Annotated in this window: 14 protein-coding genes and 1 pseudogene; 6 read left to right on the plus strand and 9 right to left on the minus strand. The window is 67.7% G+C overall.

What is annotated here, in order from left to right; genetic code table 11:
- Window positions 1-106: 106 nt before the first annotated feature.
- Window positions 107-1294: an MFS transporter gene (locus J7528_RS11010; protein ID WP_291874431.1), complete on the plus strand. Its 1188-nt coding sequence runs from the start codon at window positions 107-109 to the stop codon at window positions 1292-1294.
- Complete coding sequence (locus tag J7528_RS11015; RefSeq protein ID WP_291873981.1) at window positions 1291-2910, plus strand: glycoside hydrolase family 43 protein; 1620 nt, start codon at window positions 1291-1293, stop codon at window positions 2908-2910. Before J7528_RS11010 ends, J7528_RS11015 begins: the two co-directional genes overlap by 4 nt.
- Window positions 2911-2920: 10 nt before the next feature.
- Here J7528_RS11015 and J7528_RS11020 read toward each other — a convergent pair whose 3' ends face one another.
- From J7528_RS11020 to J7528_RS11050, 7 genes are all read right to left on the minus strand, one after another.
- Window positions 2921-3946 (minus strand): substrate-binding domain-containing protein, encoded by a 1026-nt coding sequence (locus tag J7528_RS11020; RefSeq protein WP_291873983.1) that lies wholly within the window; start codon window positions 3944-3946, stop codon window positions 2921-2923.
- Window positions 3947-4549: 603 nt separating this feature from the next.
- Window positions 4550-5497, minus strand: coding sequence for an alpha/beta hydrolase (locus tag J7528_RS11025; protein ID WP_291873984.1), 948 nt, complete (start codon window positions 5495-5497; stop codon window positions 4550-4552).
- Between the two features lie 29 nt (window positions 5498-5526).
- Window positions 5527-6390: a fumarylacetoacetate hydrolase family protein gene (locus J7528_RS11030; protein ID WP_291873986.1), complete on the minus strand. Its 864-nt coding sequence runs from the start codon at window positions 6388-6390 to the stop codon at window positions 5527-5529.
- Window positions 6387-9074 carry a glycoside hydrolase family 3 C-terminal domain-containing protein gene (locus J7528_RS11035; RefSeq protein ID WP_291873988.1) on the minus strand — a complete coding sequence of 896 codons (2688 nt, stop codon included), beginning with the start codon at window positions 9072-9074 and terminating at the stop codon, window positions 6387-6389. Before J7528_RS11035 ends, J7528_RS11030 begins: the two co-directional genes overlap by 4 nt.
- A 47-nt stretch (window positions 9075-9121) precedes the next feature.
- Window positions 9122-11179, minus strand: a complete 2058-nt coding sequence (locus J7528_RS11040) for a right-handed parallel beta-helix repeat-containing protein (RefSeq protein ID WP_291873989.1) — start codon at window positions 11177-11179, stop codon at window positions 9122-9124.
- A 35-nt stretch (window positions 11180-11214) separates the two neighbouring features.
- Entirely contained in the window at window positions 11215-12759 is a 1545-nt protein-coding gene (locus tag J7528_RS11045; protein ID WP_291873991.1) for a tryptophan halogenase family protein, read from the minus strand.
- A gap of 72 nt (window positions 12760-12831) precedes the next feature.
- Entirely contained in the window at window positions 12832-15684 is a 2853-nt protein-coding gene (locus J7528_RS11050) for a TonB-dependent receptor (RefSeq protein ID WP_291873993.1), read from the minus strand.
- A gap of 406 nt (window positions 15685-16090) precedes the next feature.
- Here J7528_RS11050 and J7528_RS11055 point away from each other — a divergent pair, with 406 nt between their 5' ends.
- Together J7528_RS11055 and J7528_RS11060 are read left to right on the plus strand one after the other, a co-directional pair.
- The gene (locus tag J7528_RS11055; RefSeq protein WP_291873995.1) at window positions 16091-16777 is read left to right on the plus strand and encodes a SapC family protein; all 687 of its coding nucleotides are present in this window, start codon (window positions 16091-16093) and stop codon (window positions 16775-16777) included.
- Entirely contained in the window at window positions 16774-17757 is a 984-nt protein-coding gene (locus tag J7528_RS11060) for a cupin-like domain-containing protein (protein ID WP_291873997.1), read from the plus strand. Before J7528_RS11055 ends, J7528_RS11060 begins: the two co-directional genes overlap by 4 nt.
- A gap of 34 nt (window positions 17758-17791) precedes the next feature.
- Here J7528_RS11060 and J7528_RS11065 read toward each other — a convergent pair whose 3' ends face one another.
- Window positions 17792-19852: an alpha-L-arabinofuranosidase C-terminal domain-containing protein gene (locus J7528_RS11065; protein WP_291873999.1), complete on the minus strand. Its 2061-nt coding sequence runs from the start codon at window positions 19850-19852 to the stop codon at window positions 17792-17794.
- A 207-nt stretch (window positions 19853-20059) separates the two neighbouring features.
- Here J7528_RS11065 and J7528_RS11070 point away from each other — a divergent pair, with 207 nt between their 5' ends.
- Window positions 20060-21151: an alpha/beta fold hydrolase gene (locus tag J7528_RS11070; protein WP_291874001.1), complete on the plus strand. Its 1092-nt coding sequence runs from the start codon at window positions 20060-20062 to the stop codon at window positions 21149-21151.
- On the opposite strand, the gene J7528_RS11075 is transcribed toward J7528_RS11070, so the two are convergent.
- The gene (locus tag J7528_RS11075; RefSeq protein WP_291874003.1) at window positions 21148-21939 is read right to left on the minus strand and encodes a GntR family transcriptional regulator; all 792 of its coding nucleotides are present in this window, start codon (window positions 21937-21939) and stop codon (window positions 21148-21150) included. The two genes, J7528_RS11070 and J7528_RS11075, sit on opposite strands and share 4 nt — an antisense overlap.
- A gap of 375 nt (window positions 21940-22314) precedes the next feature.
- Here J7528_RS11075 and J7528_RS11080 point away from each other — a divergent pair.
- Window positions 22315-22496, plus strand: a pseudogene (locus tag J7528_RS11080) (dihydroxy-acid dehydratase); the annotation flags it as partial.

Consider the following 22496-nt stretch of genomic DNA (forward strand, 5'->3'; position numbering starts at 1 on the left):
CGCAATTGGGGCGGACGAGTTGATCAGTAGCGTCAAACCCGAGAATGGGGACAAACCCAGATTCCCCGTCGTGCGATGGACCATCATCGGACTGTTCGTCCTGGCGATGGTCCTGAACTATCTGGCGCGCTCGGTGCTGGGCGTGTCCGCGCCGATGATCCTCAGCGAGCAGTCGATCTCGAGCGAGCAGTACTCGTGGATCACCAGCGCCTTTCAGCTGGGCGTCATGCTGCAGCCGTTCGTCGGCTATTTCCTCGATGGCGTCGGGCTGCGGCTGGGCTTCACGGTCTGCGTGGCGGTGTGGTCGCTGATCACCATCGCGCACGTCGCCGCTCAGGGTTGGGCGCCGTTCGCTGGACTGCGCTTCGCCTTGGGCCTGGCGGAGGGCTCGGCTCAGCCGGCCGGACAGAAGCTGACGGCCGAGTGGTTTCCCGCTCGCGAGCGGGGCTTGGCCAGCGGCATCTACAATATCGGCGCCTCGTTCGGCGCGGTGTTCGCGCCGCTGCTGGTTGCCTGGGCCGTCGCCACCCACAGCTGGCGCCTGGCCTTCGTCGCCGCCGGGATCCTGGGCCTGGTATGGACCGTGGCGTGGCTGGCCTGGTACCGCTCGCCCGACAAGCATCCGCGCCTGAGCGCCCACGAACGCGCCCATATCGAGGCCGGGCAGGAGCAGCATCTGGCCGCGAAGGGGAAGCGTCCAAGCTTCATGAGCCTGGCCAAGCGCCGCGAGGTCTGGGGCATCGCCCTGCCACGCATGCTGGCCGATCCGGTCTGGGGCATGCTGTCATTCTGGATGCCGCTGTATCTGGCGCGCGAGCGAGGGTTCGACCTGGCCCATATCGCCATGTTCGCCTGGTTGCCGTTCCTGGCCGCCGACCTGGGCTGCCTGTTCGGCCCGGGGCTGGTCGGCTTCCTGCAGCGACGCGGCGTGAACCTGATCGACGCGCGGCGCTGTGCTTTCACGCTGGGCGCGGTGCTGATGACCGGCATGACCCTGGTGGGCCTGGCGGCCAACCCCTATGTCGCCATCGCCCTGCTGTGCCTGGGCGGCTTCGCCCACCAGACCCTGTCGGTGACCGTGATCACCATGGCCTCGGACCTCTTCGCCCGGAACGAGGTCGCCACCGTCGCCGGCATCGCCGGCCTGGCGGGCAATCTGGGCGTGCTGGTGTTCACGCTCGCTCTGGGCAAGCTGGTCGACCAGATCGGCTATGGCCCCTTCTTCACCGTTCTTGGCCTGCTCGACCTGGTCGGCGCCGCCTTGCTCTGGACCCTTGTGCGTAAACCGGCATGACCCTGATCCAAAACCCCATCCTCCGGGGCTTCAATCCCGATCCCTCGATCGTCCGGGTCGGCGAGGACATCTACATCGCCACCTCCACCTTCGAGTGGTATCCGGGCGTCCAGATCCACCACAGCCGCGACCTGGTGAACTGGCGCCTGGCGGCCAGGCCACTGAACCGGCCGACGCAGCTGGACATGCGCGGCGATCCCGATTCCTGCGGCGTCTGGGCGCCGGACCTGACCTATGCCGACGGCCTGTTCTGGCTGGTCTTCACCGACGTGAAGCGGTTCGGGCAGTCGACCCTGGACGGCGCCAAGGGCGTGACCCTGCGCGACTTCCACAACTACCTGGTGACCTGCGACAGCATCGACGGGACGTGGTCCGATCCGGTCTATCTGAACAGCAGCGGCTTTGATCCGGCGCTGTTCCATGACGACGACGGCCGCAGCTGGCTACTGAACATGCTGTGGGACCATCGCCCAGACCGCCCCCGCTTCGCGGGCATCGTCATCCAGGAACTGGACCGCGCCACCGGCGCGCTGATCGGCGAGCGGCGGACGATCTTCCAGGGCACCGAGCGGGGCTTCACCGAGGGTCCCCACATCTACAAGCGCGACGGTTGGTACCACCTGCTGGTCGCCGAGGGCGGCACGGGCTGGGGGCACGCGGTGGTCATGGCCCGCTCGCGCGACCTGATGGGACCCTACGAGCTGCATCCGGACGCCGTCGTGCTGTCCGCCGGCGGTCGCCGCGATGCGCCCCTGGCGCGCGCGGGGCACGGCGACCTAGTCGAGCTGGCCGACGGTACGCCCTGGATGGCCTATCTGTGCGGCCGTCCCTTGCCTGAGAGCCAGCGCTGCGTGCTGGGCCGCGAGACCGCCCTGCAGCCGATGCGCTGGTGCGAAGACGGCTGGCTGCGCAGCCTGACCGCCGACGCCGCGCCGGACCTGACGCCGCCCGCCCCGAACCTCGCGCCCGCGCCGTGGCCGTCGGATAACTGGGATGGCGGCTTCGATGTCGCCGAGCTGCCCGAGCCGCTGCAATGGCTGCGCACGCCCTATCCAGACGAGATCTTCAGCCTGACCGCACGGCCGGGACATTTGCGCCTCTTTGGCCGCGAAACCCTCGGCAGCCCGTTCCGGCAGGCGCTCGTCGCGCAACGCCAGGAGCACTTCCGCTACACGGCGACCACGCGCCTTGAGTTCGAGCCGTCCGACTTCCAGCAGGCCGCGGGGCTGGTCTGCTACTACAACAGCACCAAGTTCCACTACCTGCACGTCACCCGCGAGAACGGCGCGCGCCGCCTTCAGGTGATGACAGCCTGTCCCGACACGGGCCGCTGCACGCTCGAGGTCGTGGTGGGCGCGTTGCCCGAAGGTGCGATCGAGCTGCGCGCCGATGTCGACTTCGGCCAGCTGAAATTGGCCTGGCGCGGCGCCGCTGATCCCAACTGGACGCTTCTCAACAACGCGCTCGACGCCAGCATCCTGTCGGACGAGGCGTCCCTGCCGGGCCTGCCCAACTTCACCGGAGCCTTCGTCGGCATGGCCTGCCAGGACATGTCCGGCCGCGCCACGCCCGCTGACTTCGCCTTCTGGCGCTACGAGGGGCGAGGGGACGCCTGACGCTAAGTCGCTAGAGGCGGGCGGCCGACAGGCGTGTGACGATCTCGTGGTCCAGCACGCGGTCGGAGCGGTCGCCCAAGGGCTCGCCGATAGCGATCTGGCTGGCCAGAAGGCCCAGCGCCTCGGCCGCCAGTCGGCGAACGGGCTGGTGCACCGTGGTCAGCGGCGGCCAGACCGTGACCGCCGGCGAGGTGTCGTCGAAGCCGACCACGGTCAGTTCGCCGGGCACGTCCAGATGGCGGCGGTGGGCCACCGACACGACCGCGGCGGCCATGTCGTCATTGCTGGCGAAGATCGCCGTCGGCGGCGTGGCCGCGTCCAGCAGCTGTTCGGCGGCCGCCAGGCCCGAGGTGAAGCTGAAATCGCCCTGGGCGATGGCGGTCACCACCCCGACGGCCTCGCGCACGGCCGCGTAGAAGCCGCTCAGGCGCTCGGCGCTGGCGGCCTGGTCCGGATTGCCGAGGATGAAACCCAGGCGCTTGTGGCCCAGCGCGATCAGCTCGCGGGTCATCTCATAGGCGGCGCGGCGATCGTCGATCCGCACGCAGATCGCGCCCTCGACATTATAGGCGCCGACCGCCGCCAGCGGCAGCTTGGCCTTGCGCAGCGCGCCCAGCACGACGGGCGACTCGCCCAGCGGCGGAGCCAGGATGGCGCCGCGAATGCCCGAGGCGATCAGGGCCTTCACCGCCGCGGCGGCGGGCGGGCGGCCATCCTCGCCCTTCAGCAGGGTCAGGCGCGCCCCGCGCGTCGAGGCCTCCTCGAAGACGCCGGTCAGGAAGTCGCTCATGAAGGCGGCGCTGGGGTTGGAGTAGATCACCCCGATCCTCAGCTCGACGGAATTGACCAGGCTGCGGGCGGCGACATTGGGCATGTACCCCAAGGCCTTGATCGCCGCCTCGACCGCCGCGCGGGTGTCGGGGCCGACGCCGGGGCGCTCGTTGATAACGCGCGAAACGGTCATCGGCGAAACGCCGGCCTTGACCGCGACGTCGACGATCGTCGGGTCGCGACCTTGTCCTGACTTCCTCGCCAATACGTCCCCCCGTCTCGCGTCCGAGTCTCAAGTCTACGGATCGATCTTTAGTCGGAGCTTGGGTGGCGTCCAAGTCCACAATTTGTTTGCGCTACCAAGGATGGCTAGGGGGCGGCCCGGACCTTGTGTCCACACGCCCGCTTGGTCCTGAGCGAGCCGTACGTGTCATTCCCCAATGTCCGTCGGACAAGGTTTCGAGCGATTCACGACCTTGCTCGTCAATTCTAAATCCTACTTTGTGGGACTTCACGAGCACTGACACACGCGTGGATGGAGAGATTTTTCTCAATATCAAGTGAGTTATGGGTTGGACAAATAGGGCTGAATTTGCCAATGTTAACGTAACCAACGCCCATATGGCGCGAAAATCTGCTAGATCTAATCTACGGATGTCTTCGCGCACGGGCTTGGGGTGTCATGGGTCGTCCGCCACCTCCCCCCTGGGCGATCTCGCCCGGGTCCAGCACGGCGCTTCGCCGGCTTGGACCCGGGCGGTTCTTTTCTACTCACGCCAATTCGACCCGCCAGCCCAGCGACGCGGGCAAAAAGAAATCGCCGCCCGCGTGAACGGACGGCGATCCTTTAGGGGCCTGGACGAGAGGTTCAGGGCTTCTTCTTCAGATAGCCGTGCATCCCCAGCCAGCGGGCGTAGGCGTCGAACCAGCCCGTGCTGGTGGTCGACTTCTGGTACATGCCAAAGCCGTGGCCGCCCTGTTCGTAGAAGTGGAACTCGACCGGGCGCTTGGCGGCGCGCCAGCTGTCGATCAGACCAAAGCCGGCCGTGGTGGCGAACAGCGGATCGTCAGCGGCCAGGGCGACGAAGGCCGGCGGGGCGTCGGCGGGCACGTTGACCGACGACAGCGGACCATAGATCAGGCCGATAAAGGCGGGCTTGGCGTCTTCGCCAGACAGGGTGGTGGCCAGGGTCAGCATGGCGCCGGCCGAGAAGCCGACCATGCCGATACGGTCGGGATCGACATGCCATTCCGCCGAGCGCTGGCGCACCAGGGCGAAGGCCGCGCGCGCGTCGGCGATCTGCGGGGCCAGGCCGGCGATGGCCGCCGCCGGGTCGGGACGCGGGCGCGCCGCGGTGGCCGAGAACATCTGGGTCATCGACTTCTCGAAGCCCGCCATGTCGGCCGGCGTCTGGTTCAGCCGGTACTTGATCACGAAGGCGGCCACGCCCTTGTCGGCCAGCGCCTTGGCGACGTCCCAGCCTTCGTTCTCCATCGACAGGGTGCGGAAGCCGCCGCCTGGGGCCACGATCACCGCCGCGCCCGTGGCCTTGGCCGGGTCGGGCAGGAAGGGCGTCAGGGTCGCGACCGTGACGTTACGGGCGAAGACGCTGTTGTACTGGCTGTGCCAGGACTCCTGCGCCGTGGCGCCGGGCAGGGGGCCGGTGTTCAGCGTGATGGCGTTCGGCTGGGCGGGGATGGCGATCGGGACCATCTTGTCGCTCTGCGCCTGGACGCCTGTGGCCAGGGCCAGAGCCAGGCCGAAGCCGGCGAGCATGGACCCGGCGCGACGCCGGGATATCGTGTTGATTTTCATGAAGTCCTCCTCTGTTGTTTTTGTGGGGTTCAGGCGGGGCCGTCCTTCGACCAGGCCACGACGATCTGGCGCTGCTCGCCCAGCTTTTCGATGCCGAGACGGATCTCGTCGCCGGCCTTCAGGTAGACGGGCTGCGGCTTCTGGCCCATGCCCACGCCCGGAGGCGTGCCGGTGGTGATCAGGTCGCCCGGCTCCAGGGTCATGAACTCGCTGATGTACGAGACCAGCTTGCTGATCGGGAAGATCATGGTCTTGGACGAGCCGTCCTGCTTGCGCTGGCCATTGACGTCCAGCCACATGCCCAGATTCTGGGGATCGCCGACCTCGTCGGCGGTGACCATCCACGGCCCCACGGGGCCAAAGGTGTCGCAGCCCTTGCCCTTGTCCCAGGTGCCGCCGCGCTCGATCTGGAAGGCGCGTTCCGAGACGTCGTTGATCAGGACGTAGCCGGCCACGTAGTCGAGGGCTTCGTCCTCGGTGACGTAGCTGGCGCGCGAGCCGATCACGACGCCCAGCTCGACCTCCCAGTCGGTCTTTTCCGAGCCGCGCGGGATCATGACGTTGTCGTTCGGGCCGGTCAGGCAGCTGACGGCCTTGGTGAACAGGACGGGTTCGGCCGGGATCGGCAGGTTCGACTCGGCGGCGTGGTCGGCGAAGTTCAGGCCCACGGCGATGAACTTGGAGACGCCGCTCACCGGCACGCCGTAGCGGGGCGAGCCCTCGACGACGGGCAGGGTAGCCGGATCGATGGCGGCCAGGGCCTTCAGGCTGGCCGGCGACAGCTGGGAGCCGGTGATGTCGGCCACGTGGCCCGACAGGTCGCGGATCTGGCCGTCGGCGTCGAGCAGGCCGGGCTTCTCGGAGCCCTTCACGCCATAGCGGAGCAGCTTCATTTGGCCACCGCCACGACGTCGTCGACCGCGAAGCTGGCCGACTGGCTGGGCACGTCGGTCCCCGGCTGGCCCGACCCGACGCTGACCTGGTAGCGGCCGGCGCTGACGCGACGCGCGCCGTCCAGATCCACCGAGCTCAGATCGCGCGACGACAGTGAGAAGGTCACCGACCGGGTCTCGCCGGGCTTCAGCGAGATCCGCTGGAAGCCGCGCAGGGCCAGGCGCGGCGCGCCGGGCGTGTCGGGGAAGTTCAGATACAGCTGCGCGACCTCGTCGCCGGCCTTGGCGCCGGTGTTGCGGACGGTCGTCGTCACCTTCAGGCCCTGGCCCGCGCCCTTGGCCGCCGGCTCCAGCTTCAGCGGGCTGTAGTCGAAGCGCGTGTAGCTGAGGCCAAAGCCGAACGGATAGACCGGCTTGCCCTCGAAATACCGATAGGTGCGGCCCTTCATGGAATAGTCGTCGAAGGACGGCAGGTCGTCCGTGGACCGATAGAAGGTCAGCGGCAGGCGGCCGGCCGGATTGGTCTTGCCGGTCAGCACATTGGCGATCGCCAGGCCGCCCGACTGGCCCGGATACCAGGCCTCCAGCAGGGCGGCGGCATTGTCCTTGGCCCACGAGAAGTTTAGCGGGCTGCCATTCATCGCCACGACGATCAGTGGCTTGCCCAGGGCCTTGGCCTGTTCGAGCAGGGCCTGCTGGTCGGCGGGGATGTCCAGCGTGGTCTTGTCGCCGCCCTTGAAGCCGGGGATTTCGACGGGGGATTCCTCGGCCTCCAGGTCGGAGGTGAGGCCCACGACCGCGACCAGGACATCGGCCTTGGCGGCGGCGGCCTTGAGCTCGGCGGTCGGGTCGGTGGCGATGCGCTTCCAGACCAGGCTGACGCCGGACAGGGCGTGCGACTCCGAGCTCACCTCGATCGCGACCTTGCGGCCCTTCTCCAGGCGCAGGGTCTTCATGGTCGGCAGGCTCGCCCAGCCGGACTTGCGCAGGTCGGCGAACGGCTTGCCGTCGACCTTCATCTCGCCGTTGAAGCCGGTTAGGCCCAGGCGGTAGGTCCCAGTTTCGGGCGCGACCAGGAAGCCGGTCCAGACCACGCGGTGGTGGTCCGAGACGTCCGCCAGGTCCAGGCTGCGGGAGGCCACGTCGGCCTCGATCCGCGTGACCACCGGCTTGGCGGCATAGGTCATCTTGGCGACCGCGTCGCCGAACGTGCCGGGCGCGAAGCGCTTGGGCGGGGGCTCGACGGTGTTGAAGTAGCGGGCCAGCAGCCCGGCCTTGCCGTCGGGCGTGCGCAGGGCCGAGGTCGGCACCCGGTCGCCATCGGTGAACGAGGCCCCGAACGGCGCATAGGTCACCTGGGCGGCGGGCAGGGCGCGCTTGAGGCCGTCCACCACCGAGATCGGCGGAGCCGAGAGGGCCGAGGAGTAGTTGCCGCGCAGCACGCGGGTGGCGTCGCCCAGCGGGCCGATCACCGCGATCCGCAGGCCCGGCCTCAGCGGCAGGATCCCGTCGTTCTTGAGCAGGACGAGGCTCTTCTCGCTGGCGGCCAGGGCCAGGGCTTCGTGCTCGGGCGTCATCACCGTGGTCGGCGCCAGGGGGCGAGGCGCTTCGCCGCCATTGGCCGGCAGGTCGCCGTTGCGCAGGCGCGCCGAGAACAGGCGCACCAGCGCGGTGTCGATCTCGCCGATGGTGATCAGGCCGCGGTCCAGCGCCTCGCTGTAGCGGTGCGCCAGGCCGTCGGTGTCGGTCAGGGTGGCGCCGTTGCACTCGTTGTCGACGCCGGCCCGCAGCGAGGCGGCCACGGCGGCGGCGGCGTCCGGGGCGTATTTGTGGTGGTCGGCGATGTCCTTGACCGCGTCGCAGTCGGAGACGACGTAGCCGTTGAACTTCCAGGCGTCGCGCAGGTGGTCCTTCAGCAAGAGGTCGCTGGCGCAGGCCGGCTGGCCGTCGATGCGGTTGTAGGCGCACATGATCGAGCCAGCCTTGCCGTCGACGACCGCGGCGCGGAAGGCGGGCAGGTAGGTGTCTTCCAGGTCGTGGCGCGAGACGAAGACATTGGCGCTGTGGCGCGTCGACTCCGGTCCGCTGTGCACGGCGTAGTGCTTGGGCGTGGCGATGATGAGCGGGTTGTCGGGGTTGTCGCCCTGGATGCCCTGGACGAAGGACACGCCCATGCGCGCCGTCAGGTACGGATCTTCGCCATAGGTCTCCTGGCCACGGCCCCAGCGCGGATCGCGGAAGATGTTGATGTTCGGCGACCAGGTATTGAGGCCCGTGCCGATGCGCCCCATGCGGCCCGTCGCGCGGGCCAGGGTGTGCAGGTCGCGCATCTCGGTCCCGATCGCGCCGGCCACGTCATGGACCAGCGCGGGATCGAAGGTCGCGGCCAGGCCGACCGGTTCGGGGAAGTTGGTCGTCGGCAGCGTCCCGAGCGCGCCGTGCAGCGACTCCGTCCACCAGTTGTAGGCCGGGATGCCCAGGCGCGGGATGGCCGGCGCGACGTTGAGCAGCTGCTCGACCTTCTCGTCGACCGTCATCTTGCCGACCAGCTCGGTGGCCAGGCGGTCGGCCTTGGCGCGGTCGACCGTGCCGGCCGGAGCGGCTTGGACAGAGGTCGCGCCGACCGACAGCGCGGCGCAGAGCGCGGTGGCCAGGGCGCATCGGCGCCAGTTTGTCCTCAACATGTGTCGCAAGCCTTTGGAGCGGAGTGGGGTTCGTATCGGGGAGAAGTTCAGCGGGGCGGAGCAGGGCCTGCGCGCGCGATCACGCCGCGCGCGGCTTCAGGCCAGGCCGTCCCCTCGACGGTCACGTTGTCGATGAGGCGGTTGTTGAGATAGTCCGACCACGACCCATTGGCCTTGCCGGCGTTGTGCCAGTTGCCGCGCGCGGTGTTGTCGGTGGTGATGCGGCGAGGACGGGCGTCGTCCATGGCGTTCAGATTGACCCACAGGCCCAGCCCGTCGAATACGTTGTCGCGCACCGTGATGTAGCGCGAGCCTTCGTCCAGATAGACGCCGATGCCGCCCGGCACGTCGTAGACATGGTTCTCGGCGATCAGCGCGCCGGGATCGGCCGACAGGTGATAGATCGCGCCGCCGTCGGGGAACCAGCGCTTCACGCCATGCACCCGATTGCCGAGGATCACCGTGTCGCGAAGGATGGTCGGCGTGTCGTAGACGCGGTTGCCGGGCTGGTCGTAGTAGCCGCGCTTGCGCGACATGTAGGCGGTGTTGCCGCCCGGATCGTTCAGACCCCAGCCCCAGCCGACATCGATGCCGTCATAGGGCGTCTCGGAGACGTCGTTGCGCAGGATCAGGCTGGCGCTGGCGTAGGTGACCAGGATGGCCGCCTGCTCGCGATAGACCTGCGAGACCTTGGTGATGACGTTGTCGCGAATGACGATGTCGCGCACGGCCTGTTCGGGGCGCGAAGGATGGTGGGCGTCGGGCGTGATGCCGCCGACCAGGATCGCGCCGCCGGCCAGGTCGCTGAACCGGCTGCGGACCACCTCGATCGAGCGGGTCTCCAGGCCGACGCCGCTGAGATTTGCGCTGACGTCGTTGCCGACGCCCAGGCCGATCTGGCCCAGGTGCGCGAACTCGACATCCTCGAACAGGACGCGCGTGGCGGCGGCCACCTGCACGGCGGCCGGCTGCTGGCGCCAGTGGTTGCGCCGGGCCTCGAACGCCCAGCAGCCCCAGCTGCAGTCGCGGATGGGATCGGCCGGATAGTCGGCGACCTCGCCGGCCAGATAGGCGCCGCTCTGCTGGCTGGCATAGCCCTCGGCGCTGGACGGGCCTAGCCAGCTGGTGTGCTGGAAGGCGATGCCGGAGAACTGCAGGTCCTGGACCGGCTGGCCTGCCGCGCCGGCGATCGACACCAGGGCTTCCAGCCGGGGCATGATCACCGGGCTGGCGCTCAGGGCCTCGCCGGCGCGGGGCTTGTAGTAGAGCTTTCCCTTGGCCGGATCGGCCCACCAGTCGCCCTCGTCGCGGACGAAGGCCAGGGCGTTGTGAAGGAAGAAGTGGGCCCGCTCGCCCGAGACCGGACGGGCGAAGGTGTCATAGCCGATGATGTTGTTCCGCCAGCCGGGCTGGGCCAGCACGATGCGATTGCCTTTGATGCTCTCCACGCGCGCGCGGCGGTCGGTGAAGAAGCCGGTGTTCTCGACCTCCATCCGCGCCTGGTCAGGCAGGTCGGCCAGGAAGCGCCAGGCGGGGTCGACGATCTCGATGCCCCAGTCGTGGAAGGCGAAGGCGCGGCGAGGGGCCTCGACCGCGGCGCGGTGGGCCAGGCGGTCATTGACCCACAGCTGGCGCGGATCGGCGCCGCGCGGGATGTCGGCCACCCAGATGTCGCGCTGGACGTCGGCGCGTTTCCAGCCCTCGACCCGGACCCCGCCGGAGATCACGGGCTTGGCGCCCTTGGCCGCTTCCCAGCGGACGACGAAGCCGTTCTGGCCGCCGTCGGCGCGGGCGAAGCGCAGGGGGGGATCCAGGCGGTAGACGCCGTCGGCCAGCCGCACGGTTACCGCGTTCGCCGCGTTGACAGCGCGCACCGCCGCCTGGGCGCGGGCCAGGGTGGCGAAGGGGCGCGCCGCCGAGCCGTCGCCGGCGTCGGACCCGCGTGGCGAGACCTCGAAGACCACCGGGACGGACGCCGGCCGCTCATGGATCTCCACCCCGGCGAAGGCGTGCTCGGAATTGGGACGGTCGCTCGACGTGATCTTGGGGATCGCGATGCTGGGCAGGGACTGCGCGGCGACCGGACCCGCCAGGCAGAGCGCCAAGGCGGAGGTCCTCAGAACACGCACGGAAAGCCGGGTCATACCGGCTGCAGGCCGTGCTCGACGATCTTGCGGATCAGGTCGCGGTGGCGCGGCAGGCTGGCCCGCAGGCGCTCGGTCTGGATGGCGCTCTCGCGGATGGCCCGTTCGGCGATCAAGCGCTCCTCGGCCAGCGCCTCGATCTCGACCTCGGTGCGGAAGCCCATGCCGTAGAGGACGTACTGGTAGCTGGCCGCCGGGAAGACCTCGTCGGCGCGGTCGAACTCGTCATGCAGCCAGGGGCCCTGGTAGCGCCAGAGCAGCAGCAGGTCGGCCAGGCGATCGGGGATGGTCTCGCGGTCGCGGTTGTCGCGCCAGAAGGCGGTGTCGGTGCGCTTGCTGAGCACATAGTGCAGCTTCAGGAAGTCGATGATCCGGCCCCAGCGGTAGTGCGTGGTGGCGTTGAAGCGCGCGGCGAGGACGTCCATCACCTCGCGGCAGGCCGGCATCTGTTCCGAGATCAGCTTGGCCGACAGCTCGATCAGCACGATGGCCGAGGCCTCGAGCGGTTCCAGGAAGCCGGCGGCCAGGCCCACGGCGACGCAATTGCGTTTCCAGAAGGTCTCGCGGTGGCCCGAGCGGATCTTGATCTTGCGGACCGGCAGGTCCTTGCCGGCCGGGCCCAGATAGCCGCGCAGCTCGCGCTCGGCGTCGTCGTCGCTGATATGGCGGCTGGAATAGACGTGGCCCGTGCCGCGCCGGGTGGGCAGGCCGATGTCCCAGATCCATCCGGCCGACTGGGCCGTGGAGATGGTGTGGCTGGCGATCGGGCTGTTCTCGTGCTCGTAGGGCACTTGCACGGCCAGGGCCGTGTCGCAGAACAGCACGTCGCCGCAGTCGCGGAAGGGCACGCCCAGGGCCTCGCCGAGCAGCAGCGAGCGGAAACCCGTGCAGTCGACGAAGAGATCGCCTTCGATCTCGCCATGCTGCTCGGTGTCGATGGCGCGGATGTCGCCGTCTTCGGCCAGAGCGACGCTGCGCACATCGGCCAGGACGTGGCGCACGCCCAGCTTCTCGCAGCAATGGCGCTGCAGGAACGGCGCGAACTTGCCCGCGTCCAGGTGATAGGCGTAGTTGGCGGCGCCCTGATACGGCGCGGCGGTGATGGTCTTGGGCGCCAGGCCGTCATCGCAGATGCGGCCCTGCGGCGTGACCGCGTCGCAGAAGCTCTGGTCGGTTCCGGCGGCCAGCCAGTGCGGCGCCAGGTTCACCTGCGAGAAGCCCTGCGGGAGCATGAGGGGGTGGTAGTAGGCGTCGTCGGCCGCGCCGGTGGTCCAGCGCGCGAACTTGGCGCCTTGCTTGAAGGCCGCGTCGCACTCGCGGAAGAAATCGGTCTCGGAGACGCCGATCTTGGCCAGGCTGGTGCGCAGCGTGGGCCAGGTGCCTTCGCCGACGCCGATGATCGGCGTGTTGGGCGACTCCACCAGGGTGACGGTGAAGCCCGTCGACTGGCGAGCCTTATGCTTGGCGGCGATCAGTCCGGCCGTGAGCCAGCCCGCGGTGCCGCCGCCGACGATGACGATGTTCTTGACGGGGCGGACCATGGTGACGCTTCGGAAAAAAGAGGCCGGGGAAACGGGAAGACATATCCCCGGCCAAGGGAGTGGGGGAGGTTACTAGAAGCGGAAGCGGACCCCAGCCGTATAACGACGGCCATAGGCGAACACGTCGAGCAGCTGGTTATCGAACCGCCCGTGGGTGCTCTGGACTTCGTTGGTCAGGTTGAGCGCTTCGAAGAAGCCGGTGACCTGCTTGGTGATCGCATAGCTGGTGCTGAAGTCGATCTGCAGGTTCGGATTTTCGAAGGTCGGTTCCGAGCCGAAGGCGCCGGTGTTCTGGTTCTGACCGAAGGCGCGCAGGTACTCCTTGCGGTAGTTCACAGCGATCCGCGCTTCGAGGCCGTTCTTGTCATAGAAGGCCACGAGGTTGGCGGAGTCGGCCAGGCCGGTGATCGCGAAGCCACTCTGAGAGATGTCCTTCGGATTGTAGGGCCGGTTGGTGTCGACCAGGGTGGCGTTGGCGTTGAAGCCGAAGCCGCTGTCGCCGAACACGTGCTGCCAGGCCAGCTCGACACCGCGAACGGTGGCGTCCGGACCGTTCACCTGCTGGGTGACGCTGAAGATCGCCGGCTGGTTGGTCGTCGGATCGACCACGCCATTGATCGTCTGCCGCTGGGTGCCGCCGACGATGAAGTTGCTGACGTCCTTGATGAAGAAGTTCACAGCCGCATACGAGTTCGGCTTGTAGTACCACTCCACCGCCGCATCGAAGTTGTCGGCGAGGTACGGCTTCAGCGCGGGGCTGCCGCCGCTGGCCGTCAGGGCGCCCACGCGCTGGCCGGTGCCCACGCTGGCCACGGGGGTCAGCAGGTTCAGGCCAGGACGCGTCAGGGTGCGCGAGGCGTCCAGACGCAGGTGGATGCTCTCGGTCAGTTCCAGCTTCATGTCGAGGCTGGGCAGCAGGTAGGAATAGCTGCTCTTGGTCGACACCGCTTGCGGCGCGCTCAGGGTCACCGTCAGCAGGGTGGGGTCACCGGTGCTGCGGGTGATGGCCGTCGGCACCTGACCGAAGCCGGCCGAGGTGACGTGGGTGTTTTCCTGACGCAGGCCGGCGTTGAAGTGGAACGGCATGCCGGCCACGTCGACGTCGAAGTTGGCCTTCACGAACAGCGCCCAGGTCTTCTCGGTGATGTCCCGGATGCTGCCGTTGTCCAGCGCCATGTCGAACGCGCCGGTGAACTGGGTGCCGACAGTGCCGCCACCGTAGTTGAAGCCCGGAATGTTCTTGGCCTGCGGATTGCCCAGGCCGGTCAGGAACTTCTGATAGTCCTGAGCCGTGAACTTCAGCAGGTACGGCGGCAGGGCGCCGTCGAAGCCGGGGATGAAGTTCTTGGTGCTGACCTTGTCGGTAAACAGGCTGGCCGGGACCATCACGCCGCCGTTCGCGCCCGAGGCGGGACCGTAGCCGGGATAGGCTTGCCAGTAGTTGTTCACGAAGGTGTTGCTCTGGCGGAACTTGTAGTGGTCTTCCAGATAGCTGCCGCCAGCCTTGATCTTGAAGCCTTCCTGTTCCCACGCGCCGGCGAAGCGCAGTTGCTTGACGACGTCGGTGTTTTCCTGGGCCTGACGCACGACGACGTGCGAACCCATCACCGAGGGGTCGGCCCAGCGCGTGGCGTCGCCGTTCGGACCGTAGTTGTGCAGGACCGGCAGCGTGTTCTTGCTGTCGCCGCCGATGCTGATGCCCAGCGACGGACCGATGCCGAAGCCGTAGCCGACGTCGGCGTTGTCACTGGTGATCTGGCCACCCGGGTTCAGCCAGCTCTTGGCGTAGCTGCCGTCAGCCTCGAAGCTCAGGTTCTCCGAAGCGTCCCACTTGAAGTTCAGGCCCGTCTGGTTGGTCTGCAGGACCGAGCGGTCCGTGCCGGCCGTGAAGTCGGTCTGCGAGCCGGCCTGGCTGAAGTCGACGGTCGTGCCGTTCTGGTCCAGCTTGACGTTGCGCAGGCCGTCCTGGTTGAACCAGATGCCGTAGCCGAAGTTGTCCGAGCGGACGTTCTGGCGCGTGTAGTTGTTGTCCAGGGTGACGACGACACCGTCGCTCGGGGCCCATTGCAGGGCGATCCGGCCGTCGATGCGCTCATCCTTGGTGTAGATCTGGGTCGCGCCGGCCTGCTGCTCGAACCAGCCCAGGACCGACTTGGTCAAGAGCTGATCCGGAGTGCAGGTCGCGGTCAGCTGGCAGGGGGCGTAGTAGCCGCCCGGCCAACCGCTGACGTAGACGCGGTTGGTCTGGGTGTCGTGGCGCGTGTACATCGCGTCGACCAGGACGCCGAACTTGTTGTCGGCGAAGGTGTCGCTGAACAGGGCCCCGACGGTCGGCACGAACTTGCCGGCGTCGTCCTGCACCGAAGCCGAGGCGCTGAGCGCCATGCGACGACCGGGATGGTCGAAGGGTTTGGGGAAGGCGACGTTGACGGTCGCGCCGATCGAGCTGCTCGACAGGCTGACGTCCGGCGTCTTGAGCACCGACAGGCCGCCGACGAAGTCCGCGCCGACGGTGCTGAAGTCGACCGAACGACCGCCCGTGGCCGTCGAGATCCGGCGGCCGTCATACAGGGTTTCGTTGAAGTCGCCGCCGAAGCCGCGAACCGTGATGCCTTGAGGCTCGCCCCGGGCGCCCGAACGCTGGATCGACACGCCCGGCAGGCGCTGCAGCGATGCGGCGACGTTGGAGTCCGGGAACTTGCCGATGTCCTCGGCCGAGATGGCGTCGACGACGCCGGCCGCGTTGCGCTTGATGTCGAGGTTGCGCTGCAGCGAGCCGCGCAGGCCCGTAACGATCACTTCCTCGACGACGCTGGGATCGCTGCTCGGAGCGGCGCCGGCCTGTTCGGCCGCTGGGGCGGCCAGCACGGCTGCCGTAGCGATCGCGGCGTCATGGTCGGCGGCGTTCGCGACACCGCCCAGCATCAGCGCCAGCAGACTCGAAGCGCCGGCGAGCGCGGCTTTCGACGCGCGTCCTCTGCCGCTTCGATTACTCTGATAATATATCCTGGTCATTTTTCCGTTTCCCCTCTGGGTGCCATGGGTTTGCCAATAGCCCGACACGAACGGTCGGTTTCACGCGCGAACGTCGTAACGTCGCGAGTTCAAAGGACAAAGAGGGGGTGTGTAGTCGCCGTTGCGATGTCGGCCATCACGTCCTCCCTGCGCATTCTTATTATTATTCGGTGACGCTAACGCCAAAAGGTACCGGTATCAATATCTATTTGTCGGTGTAATTATACGAGGGTTGAACGGCTGGTGAGATCGGGTCTATCGATCGGGTCAAAAGCGCAGGCAATGCGACCGGCGGACGGCGAATGGGGAGGAAACGATGACGATGAATCTGGAAATGCTGAGCGCCGAGCGCCATGCCAGCTTGCGCCTGGGTGAGCCGCCGCGCGGCGCGGCGCACTTCGTCCAGATCGTGGCCAGCGAGTTCGTTTCCGCCGCCGCGGTCTGTCCGATCTTCCTGACCAAGGACGCCGAGACAGGGCGATTCTATACCGGCGCCATGTTCGGCTTCGAGCCGGGCGAGGACCTGCTGAATGGCGATGGGACCAGCGGTCAGCTGTTCGCGCCGTTGGATCTGCAGCGCATGGGCTTCTTCGTCGCTCAGGAAAACACCATCGCCATCGATCCGGCCCATCGGCGCTTTGCCGGAGGGCAGGGCGCGTCACTTTTCGATTCCGATGGCCAGCCCAGCCAGTCGCTTCGTCGCATCCAGCACGCCCTGGCGCAGCTCAGCGTCGGCGTTCCCGCGACCGACGCCTTCATCCAGGCGCTAGTGCAGGCCCGGCTGGTCGAGCAGGTCGATGTCGACCTGTCCTTCGACGATGGCCAGACGCTGAACCTGGCGGGCCTCTACACGGTCAGCCTGGACGCCCTGGGCGAGCTGGATGACGCGACCGCCCTGGACTTCTTCCGCAAGGGTTATCTGCAGCTGATCTACGCCATGAGCGGTTCGCTCAAGCAGGTCTCCCGCCTGGCCAAGCTGCGTAACGACAAGATCGCCGCATGATCGACACGGCCGCCGGCTTCGCGGAGACGGTGAGCGCGCGCTGCGAGCCTGTCGTCCTGCGCGGCCTGTGCCGGCATTGGCCCGTCGTCGAGGCCAGCGCGCAAGGCTGGGCGGCGCTGGCGGCCTATCTGGCGCGGTTCGATACGGGGCAGGCGGGCCAAGCGTTCATCGGCGCGCCGGCGATCGAGGGGCGTTACGACTACGGCGACGGCCCGGACGGTTTCAATTTCGAGCGCGCGTCGATGTCTCTGACGCAGGGCCTGGGACGCATTGGCGCGGCGGCGACCGATCCCAGCCTGCCCAGCGTCTATATGGGCTCGCTGCCGGCCGATGACTTCGCGCCGGGGTTTGCTGCCGAGAATGCGCTGGAGATCTTGCCGCCGCTGGCCCGGCCGCGCCTGTGGCTGGGCAATGCCAGCCGCGTCGCCTGCCACTATGACAGCTTCGACAACCTGGCCTGCGTGGTCAGCGGCCGGCGGCGGTTCACGCTGTATCCGCCCGACGCCATCGGCGACCTCTATGTCGGACCGATCGATCACACCTTGGCGGGCCAGCCGATCAGCCTGGCCGCCGGCGCCGCGCCGGACGATCCGCGCTATCCGCGCTTCGCCGCCAACGCCGCCGATCGGGCGATCGTCATCGAGCTCGAGCCCGGCGATGCGCTCTATCTGCCCAAGCTGTGGTGGCACCAGGTCGAGGCCCTGGATTCGGCCAACCTGCTGGTCAACTACTGGTGGGACGCCTTCGCGGCCGGGCCTGACGCGCCCTATGTAACGATGATGCTGGCGATGATCGCCATCGCCGAACGCCCCGTGGCTGAGCGGCAAGCCTGGCGCGCCTTCTTCGATCACTACGTGTTCCGCCCCGAAGGCCATCCCCTGGCGCACATGCCGCCCGAGCGCCATGGCCTGCTGGGCCCGCTGGCGGACAACTACGGCCGCATCCGCGCCATCGCCATGAAGATGCTGCGCGGCGGCTAGAAACCGGCCGCCGAAGCGGCCGGCTTCACCAGTCCTATTTGGCGATCGGGAACTCGAACACCGTCGCCGAGATCGGCGAGACCACGAGGCTGGAGCGCGACGCCGAGCCTTGGGTGATCGAGACGCCGGCCGGCGCGCCGACCTTGTTGGCCGCCTCCAGCGAAGCGCCGCTCAGCACCCACTTGCGGCCTGCGCCCTTCAAAGCCAGAGCCTTGAGGTCCAGCTTCACGGTCTGGGCGGTCGCCGTCGGATTGACCACCCCGATCCGCAGCGACTTGCCGTCCGGGCTGAGGCCCGCGATGACGTCCAGCGGATAGGTCGGACTGCCGGCATTGATCTTCGGGTGCAGGAACCCGACCGGATATTTCGGATCCGGCTGGGGCGCGTCGCCCTGCACCGACACCGGCGTGACGCCGGCCCCGAAATGCTCGCCATAGAGCTTGAACACCTGGCCCGTCGAGTTCAGCACCGCGTCGGTCGGGGTGATGTCCATGGTCGAGGCCCCGGTGGTGAAGGCGCTCATGGTCAGGAAGTCGGTGTGACGCAGCATCTCCTGCAGCACCAGGGCGTAGGCCAGGGCCGACTTCAGGTTCACCTGGCCGAAATAGGCGTACTCGTCGATCGACAGGAAGATCGACTTCGCCTTCATCGCCGGGAAGCGCTGCTGGTAGATCTTCCACAGCTCGGCCTTCATCTTGACCTGGTTGGACGGCGCGCGGGCGTATTCGATCAGCTCGGCGTCGGCGGGCGCGTCGGGACGCTTCTCCGGCTGGTCGTACCAGTGTTCGGAAATGCCGTCGAAATTGCCCCAGGTCTTGGCCAGCAGGCCGCCCGTCCAGTCCCATTCGGTGCCGAACCGGCCCGCGACGCTGTCGAGCGTGACATTCTCCTTGGTCCCCTTGGGGTGGCCCTGGTCGACCATGGCGCCCGAGGCGATCAGGGTGATCGACGGGTCGACCGCCCGCATGGCCTTGGCGAAGGCGTTGTGCTTGATCGTGTAGTAGTCGAGCGAGGTCTTGCCGATCTGCCACCAGCCGTAGGGCTCGTTGCCGATGTTCCAGAACTTCACGCCATAGGGCTCGGGATGGCCGTTGGCGGCGCGGCGCGAGCCCCAGTAGCTGGTCGTCGGGCCGTTCAAATATTCCACCTCGTCGGCGGCCGAATAGGCGTCGCCCAGGCCGGCATTGACGGTGACATAGGGCTCGACGCCGATGATCTTCGTCAGATCCATCCACTCGTCCATGCCGATGTCGTCGGGCTGCATGGCGCTCCAGGCGTAGTCGAACATCGGCGGGCGCTTGTCGCGCGGGCCGATGGCGCTGCGCCAGTCCCAGTCCGACAGGAAGTTGCCGCCGGGCAGGCGCCACATGCCCGAGTTCAGCGAGCGGGCGATGGCGGTGGTGTCGGCGCGCCAGCCGCGGATGTTGTCGGACGGCATCAGCGAGGCGACGCCGACGCGGAAGGATCCCGAGCCCAGGCCGGTGATCTCCAGGGTCGCGTCGGCCGTGTCGACCGGCGGGGTGAAGCTGATCGGCGCCTTGCTCCAGTCGGCGCCGGGGGCGGGCAGGGCGATGGTCTGGCGGTCGTTGGGGGCGGGGCCCCAGATCAGCGCGACCTCGACTTTCGCGGTCGGATCACCCGCGAGGACGACATAGCCGTCGTAGCGCTTGCCCTTGGCCAGGGCGATGCCGGCCTGCGAGAGGCCCTTGCGGACCGTAGCGTCGAGGGCGATCCGCGGGCTCTGCTCGCCGACATAGGGCGCCTTGGCGTCCATGGTCACGGCGTCGTCGCCGCCGATCGGTCGCCATTTGCGATAGCTGACGCCGGGGCGGCCCTCGGCGTTCAGGGGCGGCGGCTTGTCGAAGGCCGGAGCGACGACGGGATAGTAGAACTTGCGGTCGTCCAGCAGCTCGGCCCACAGGGTGCGGGCCACCAGCCCGCCGATGGGCTCGATGAACATGCCGTACTCGTACTTGGTGACCGGCGCGGTCCGGCTGGCGCCGTCGATCGTCACCTTGACGGGTGTCGCCGCCAGGGCCGCCGTCACTGGCATCGCCAAGCCGACGCACGTGGCCAGCATCAATCCGTATCGCATCCTGCGCTCCCTATTACTCTGTGTTTTTATGTCGACTTTTCGAGCGGCGTTGTTGTCACGCCGTCGGTCCTGAGCACGGTTCAATCGATCTGGTCGCGCCGAGCACGACCCGAAGCGTGATTGACATTCGTCTTATTTGCCGGACAAATGGTAACGCTAACAGATCGCGCGATGCAAGAGCCTGAACGCGCGGCAGGGGAGGTTCAGATGACCATCAAAGACATGCGTAGATCGCGCCCGAGCGCGCTCGCCGGGGCCCTCACGGCCGTGGCGCTTCTGCTCGCCGCGCCCGCCGTCGCCCAGGTGGCGACGCCCGCGCCGCCGCCCGTGGCGGGCGCCAAGCCGGCGACTGTCCAGAAGATCAAGGTCCACTCGGTGGCCGTCGAGGGCAATCTCGAGGGCGAGAGCGCCGATCGCGATGTTTTCGTGGTCCTGCCGCCCGGCTATGCCGCCAACCCCAAGAAGCGCTATCCGGTGGTCTACGCCCTGCACGGCTACTCGATCGGGGCCGAGCAATGGATCGGCGAGATCCATGCGCCCCGCACGATCGAGAACGCCTTCGCCAAGGGCGCGCGCGAGATGATCGTCGTCCTGCCCGACAGCAAGACCGTCCACAACGGCTCGATGTATTCCAGCTCGCGGACCACCGGCGACTTCGAGACCTTCGTCGCCAAGGACCTGGTGGCCTATATCGACAAGCACTATCGCACCCTGGCGACGCGCGAGAGCCGTGGCCTGGTCGGGCATTCGATGGGCGGCTACGGCGCCAGCCGCATCGGCATGCGCCATGCCGACGTGTTCGGCGCGCTGTACATGATGAGCCCGTGCTGCCTGTCGCCGCGCGACGCCGCCCCGCCTGGCGGTCAGGGCGCCGACGTCCTGGCTCAGGTCAAGTCGCTGGAAGACGCCAAGAAGCTGCCCTGGGGGCTGCGCGCCCAGTTGGCGACGGCCGCGGCCTGGTCGCCCAACCCGAACAAGCCGCCGCTGTTCCTGGACCTGCCGGTCGAGAACGGCGTGGCGCGTCCTGACGTCCTGGCCAAGTGGGCCGCCAACGCGCCGCTGGCCTTTGTCGACCAGTACATCTCCCAGCTCGCCCGCTACAAGGCGATCGCCATCGACGTCGGCGACCGCGACGGTCTGAAGGACGACGCGGCCAAGCTGCACGCGGTGCTGGATCGCTACGGCCTGAAGAACAGCTTCGAGATCTATCCGGGCGACCACACCAGCGGCGTGCCGTTGCGGCTGCAGGACTACGTGCTGCCGTTCTTCAGCCAGAACCTGGTCTTCCAGGCGCGCTAGGCCTCGTCCGCGCGCGAGCGATCGGCCGCGACGGCCCGGCGGTTCCAGCGCCGGCGACGTTGCGCCCCTTCAAGATGGATGCGGGCGAGCCGTTCGTGATCCTCGTGGTCGAAAACGGCGGCGACGTAGCCGTCGAACAGCGCGCCGACGGCTTTGCGTGTCTCGGCGGGCGAGCGCATCGCCAGCGCCTGAACCACGCCGCTCTGCAGCGCGCGGACCGTGCGTCCCGAACGCGCCAGCGCCGCGTTGAGCGGACCGCGAAGCGCCGGACGGGCCGCGGCGAGGTTCCAGAGGTGCTCGATCGAGGCCAGGATCGCCGCATTGCCGGTCGCCTGGGCCAAGGACACGTGAAAGAGGCGGCAGGTCTCGGCGGTCATCGGGCCGGACAGGCTGAGATGGGGAAGGGCCGACACGGGCTCGTCCTCTTCGTCCAGGCTGGCGGCCAGGCCGGCGGCCTCGATCTCGAAGGCGCGGCACGCCTCCAGCAGCGTCAGGAGGTCGAAGTTCGATGTGTCGGAGCCGTCCCGGCGGCGGCCGACGATGACCTGGCTGCCGACGCCGTGATGCGACTCTATCAGGCCCAGGCATTCCAGGATGATCAGGGCTTCTCGCAGAACCGTACGGCTGACCGGAAACTCGGTCAGCAGCTCCTGGGCGGTCGGCAGCCAATCGCCTTCGCGGAAGACGCCCGCCTTGATGCGGGTCAGCAGCTCATAGGCCAGCCGATGCGGTGCGCGTTGCCCCAGGGGCGTGGTTTGAGCGGCTCGCACTGAAGCGAACGACGGCATCATGGTCTCGAATTTACTCTGACAAAATACTGAAGCGAGATAGTAAGTGAGTCGAGCAGTTTCAGTTTGTAATAATAATATAATGTACGATGTGCCACATATTGGACGCGCATCCCGCTTAGCGAGATATGGGGTGCGAAATCCTGCAAATGGCTTTCACTAGCGGCAGTTGGGCGGCACTTGAACCCCAATCGTCAGGCTGAAATACGCGTGGTCAGCAGCCGAAGCGTCAGGCGCGCGCCAGCGCTGGACCATACCGACCAAGGCCCAGCTTGACGGTGCGATTCTCGATATATAGTCAGACAAAAGAGCGACGCCCTTCGCGAGCAGCGCTCGGCGTCACCCATTTTTTGTATCGCCACCGAAAAGGACTTCATGGTCTCGACCGCAGACAGCGCTGCCAAGCTCCGCTCGCGCGCCTGGTTCGACAATCCGGACAATATCGACATGACGGCGCTCTATCTGGAGCGCTACCTGAACTTCGGGCTGTCGCTGGAGGAGCTGCAGTCGGGCAAGCCGATCATCGGCATCGCCCAGACGGGCTCGGACCTGTCGCC

The sequence above is a fragment of the Caulobacter sp. genome, assembly GCF_017744445.1.
GTDB lineage: Bacteria > Pseudomonadota > Alphaproteobacteria > Caulobacterales > Caulobacteraceae > Caulobacter.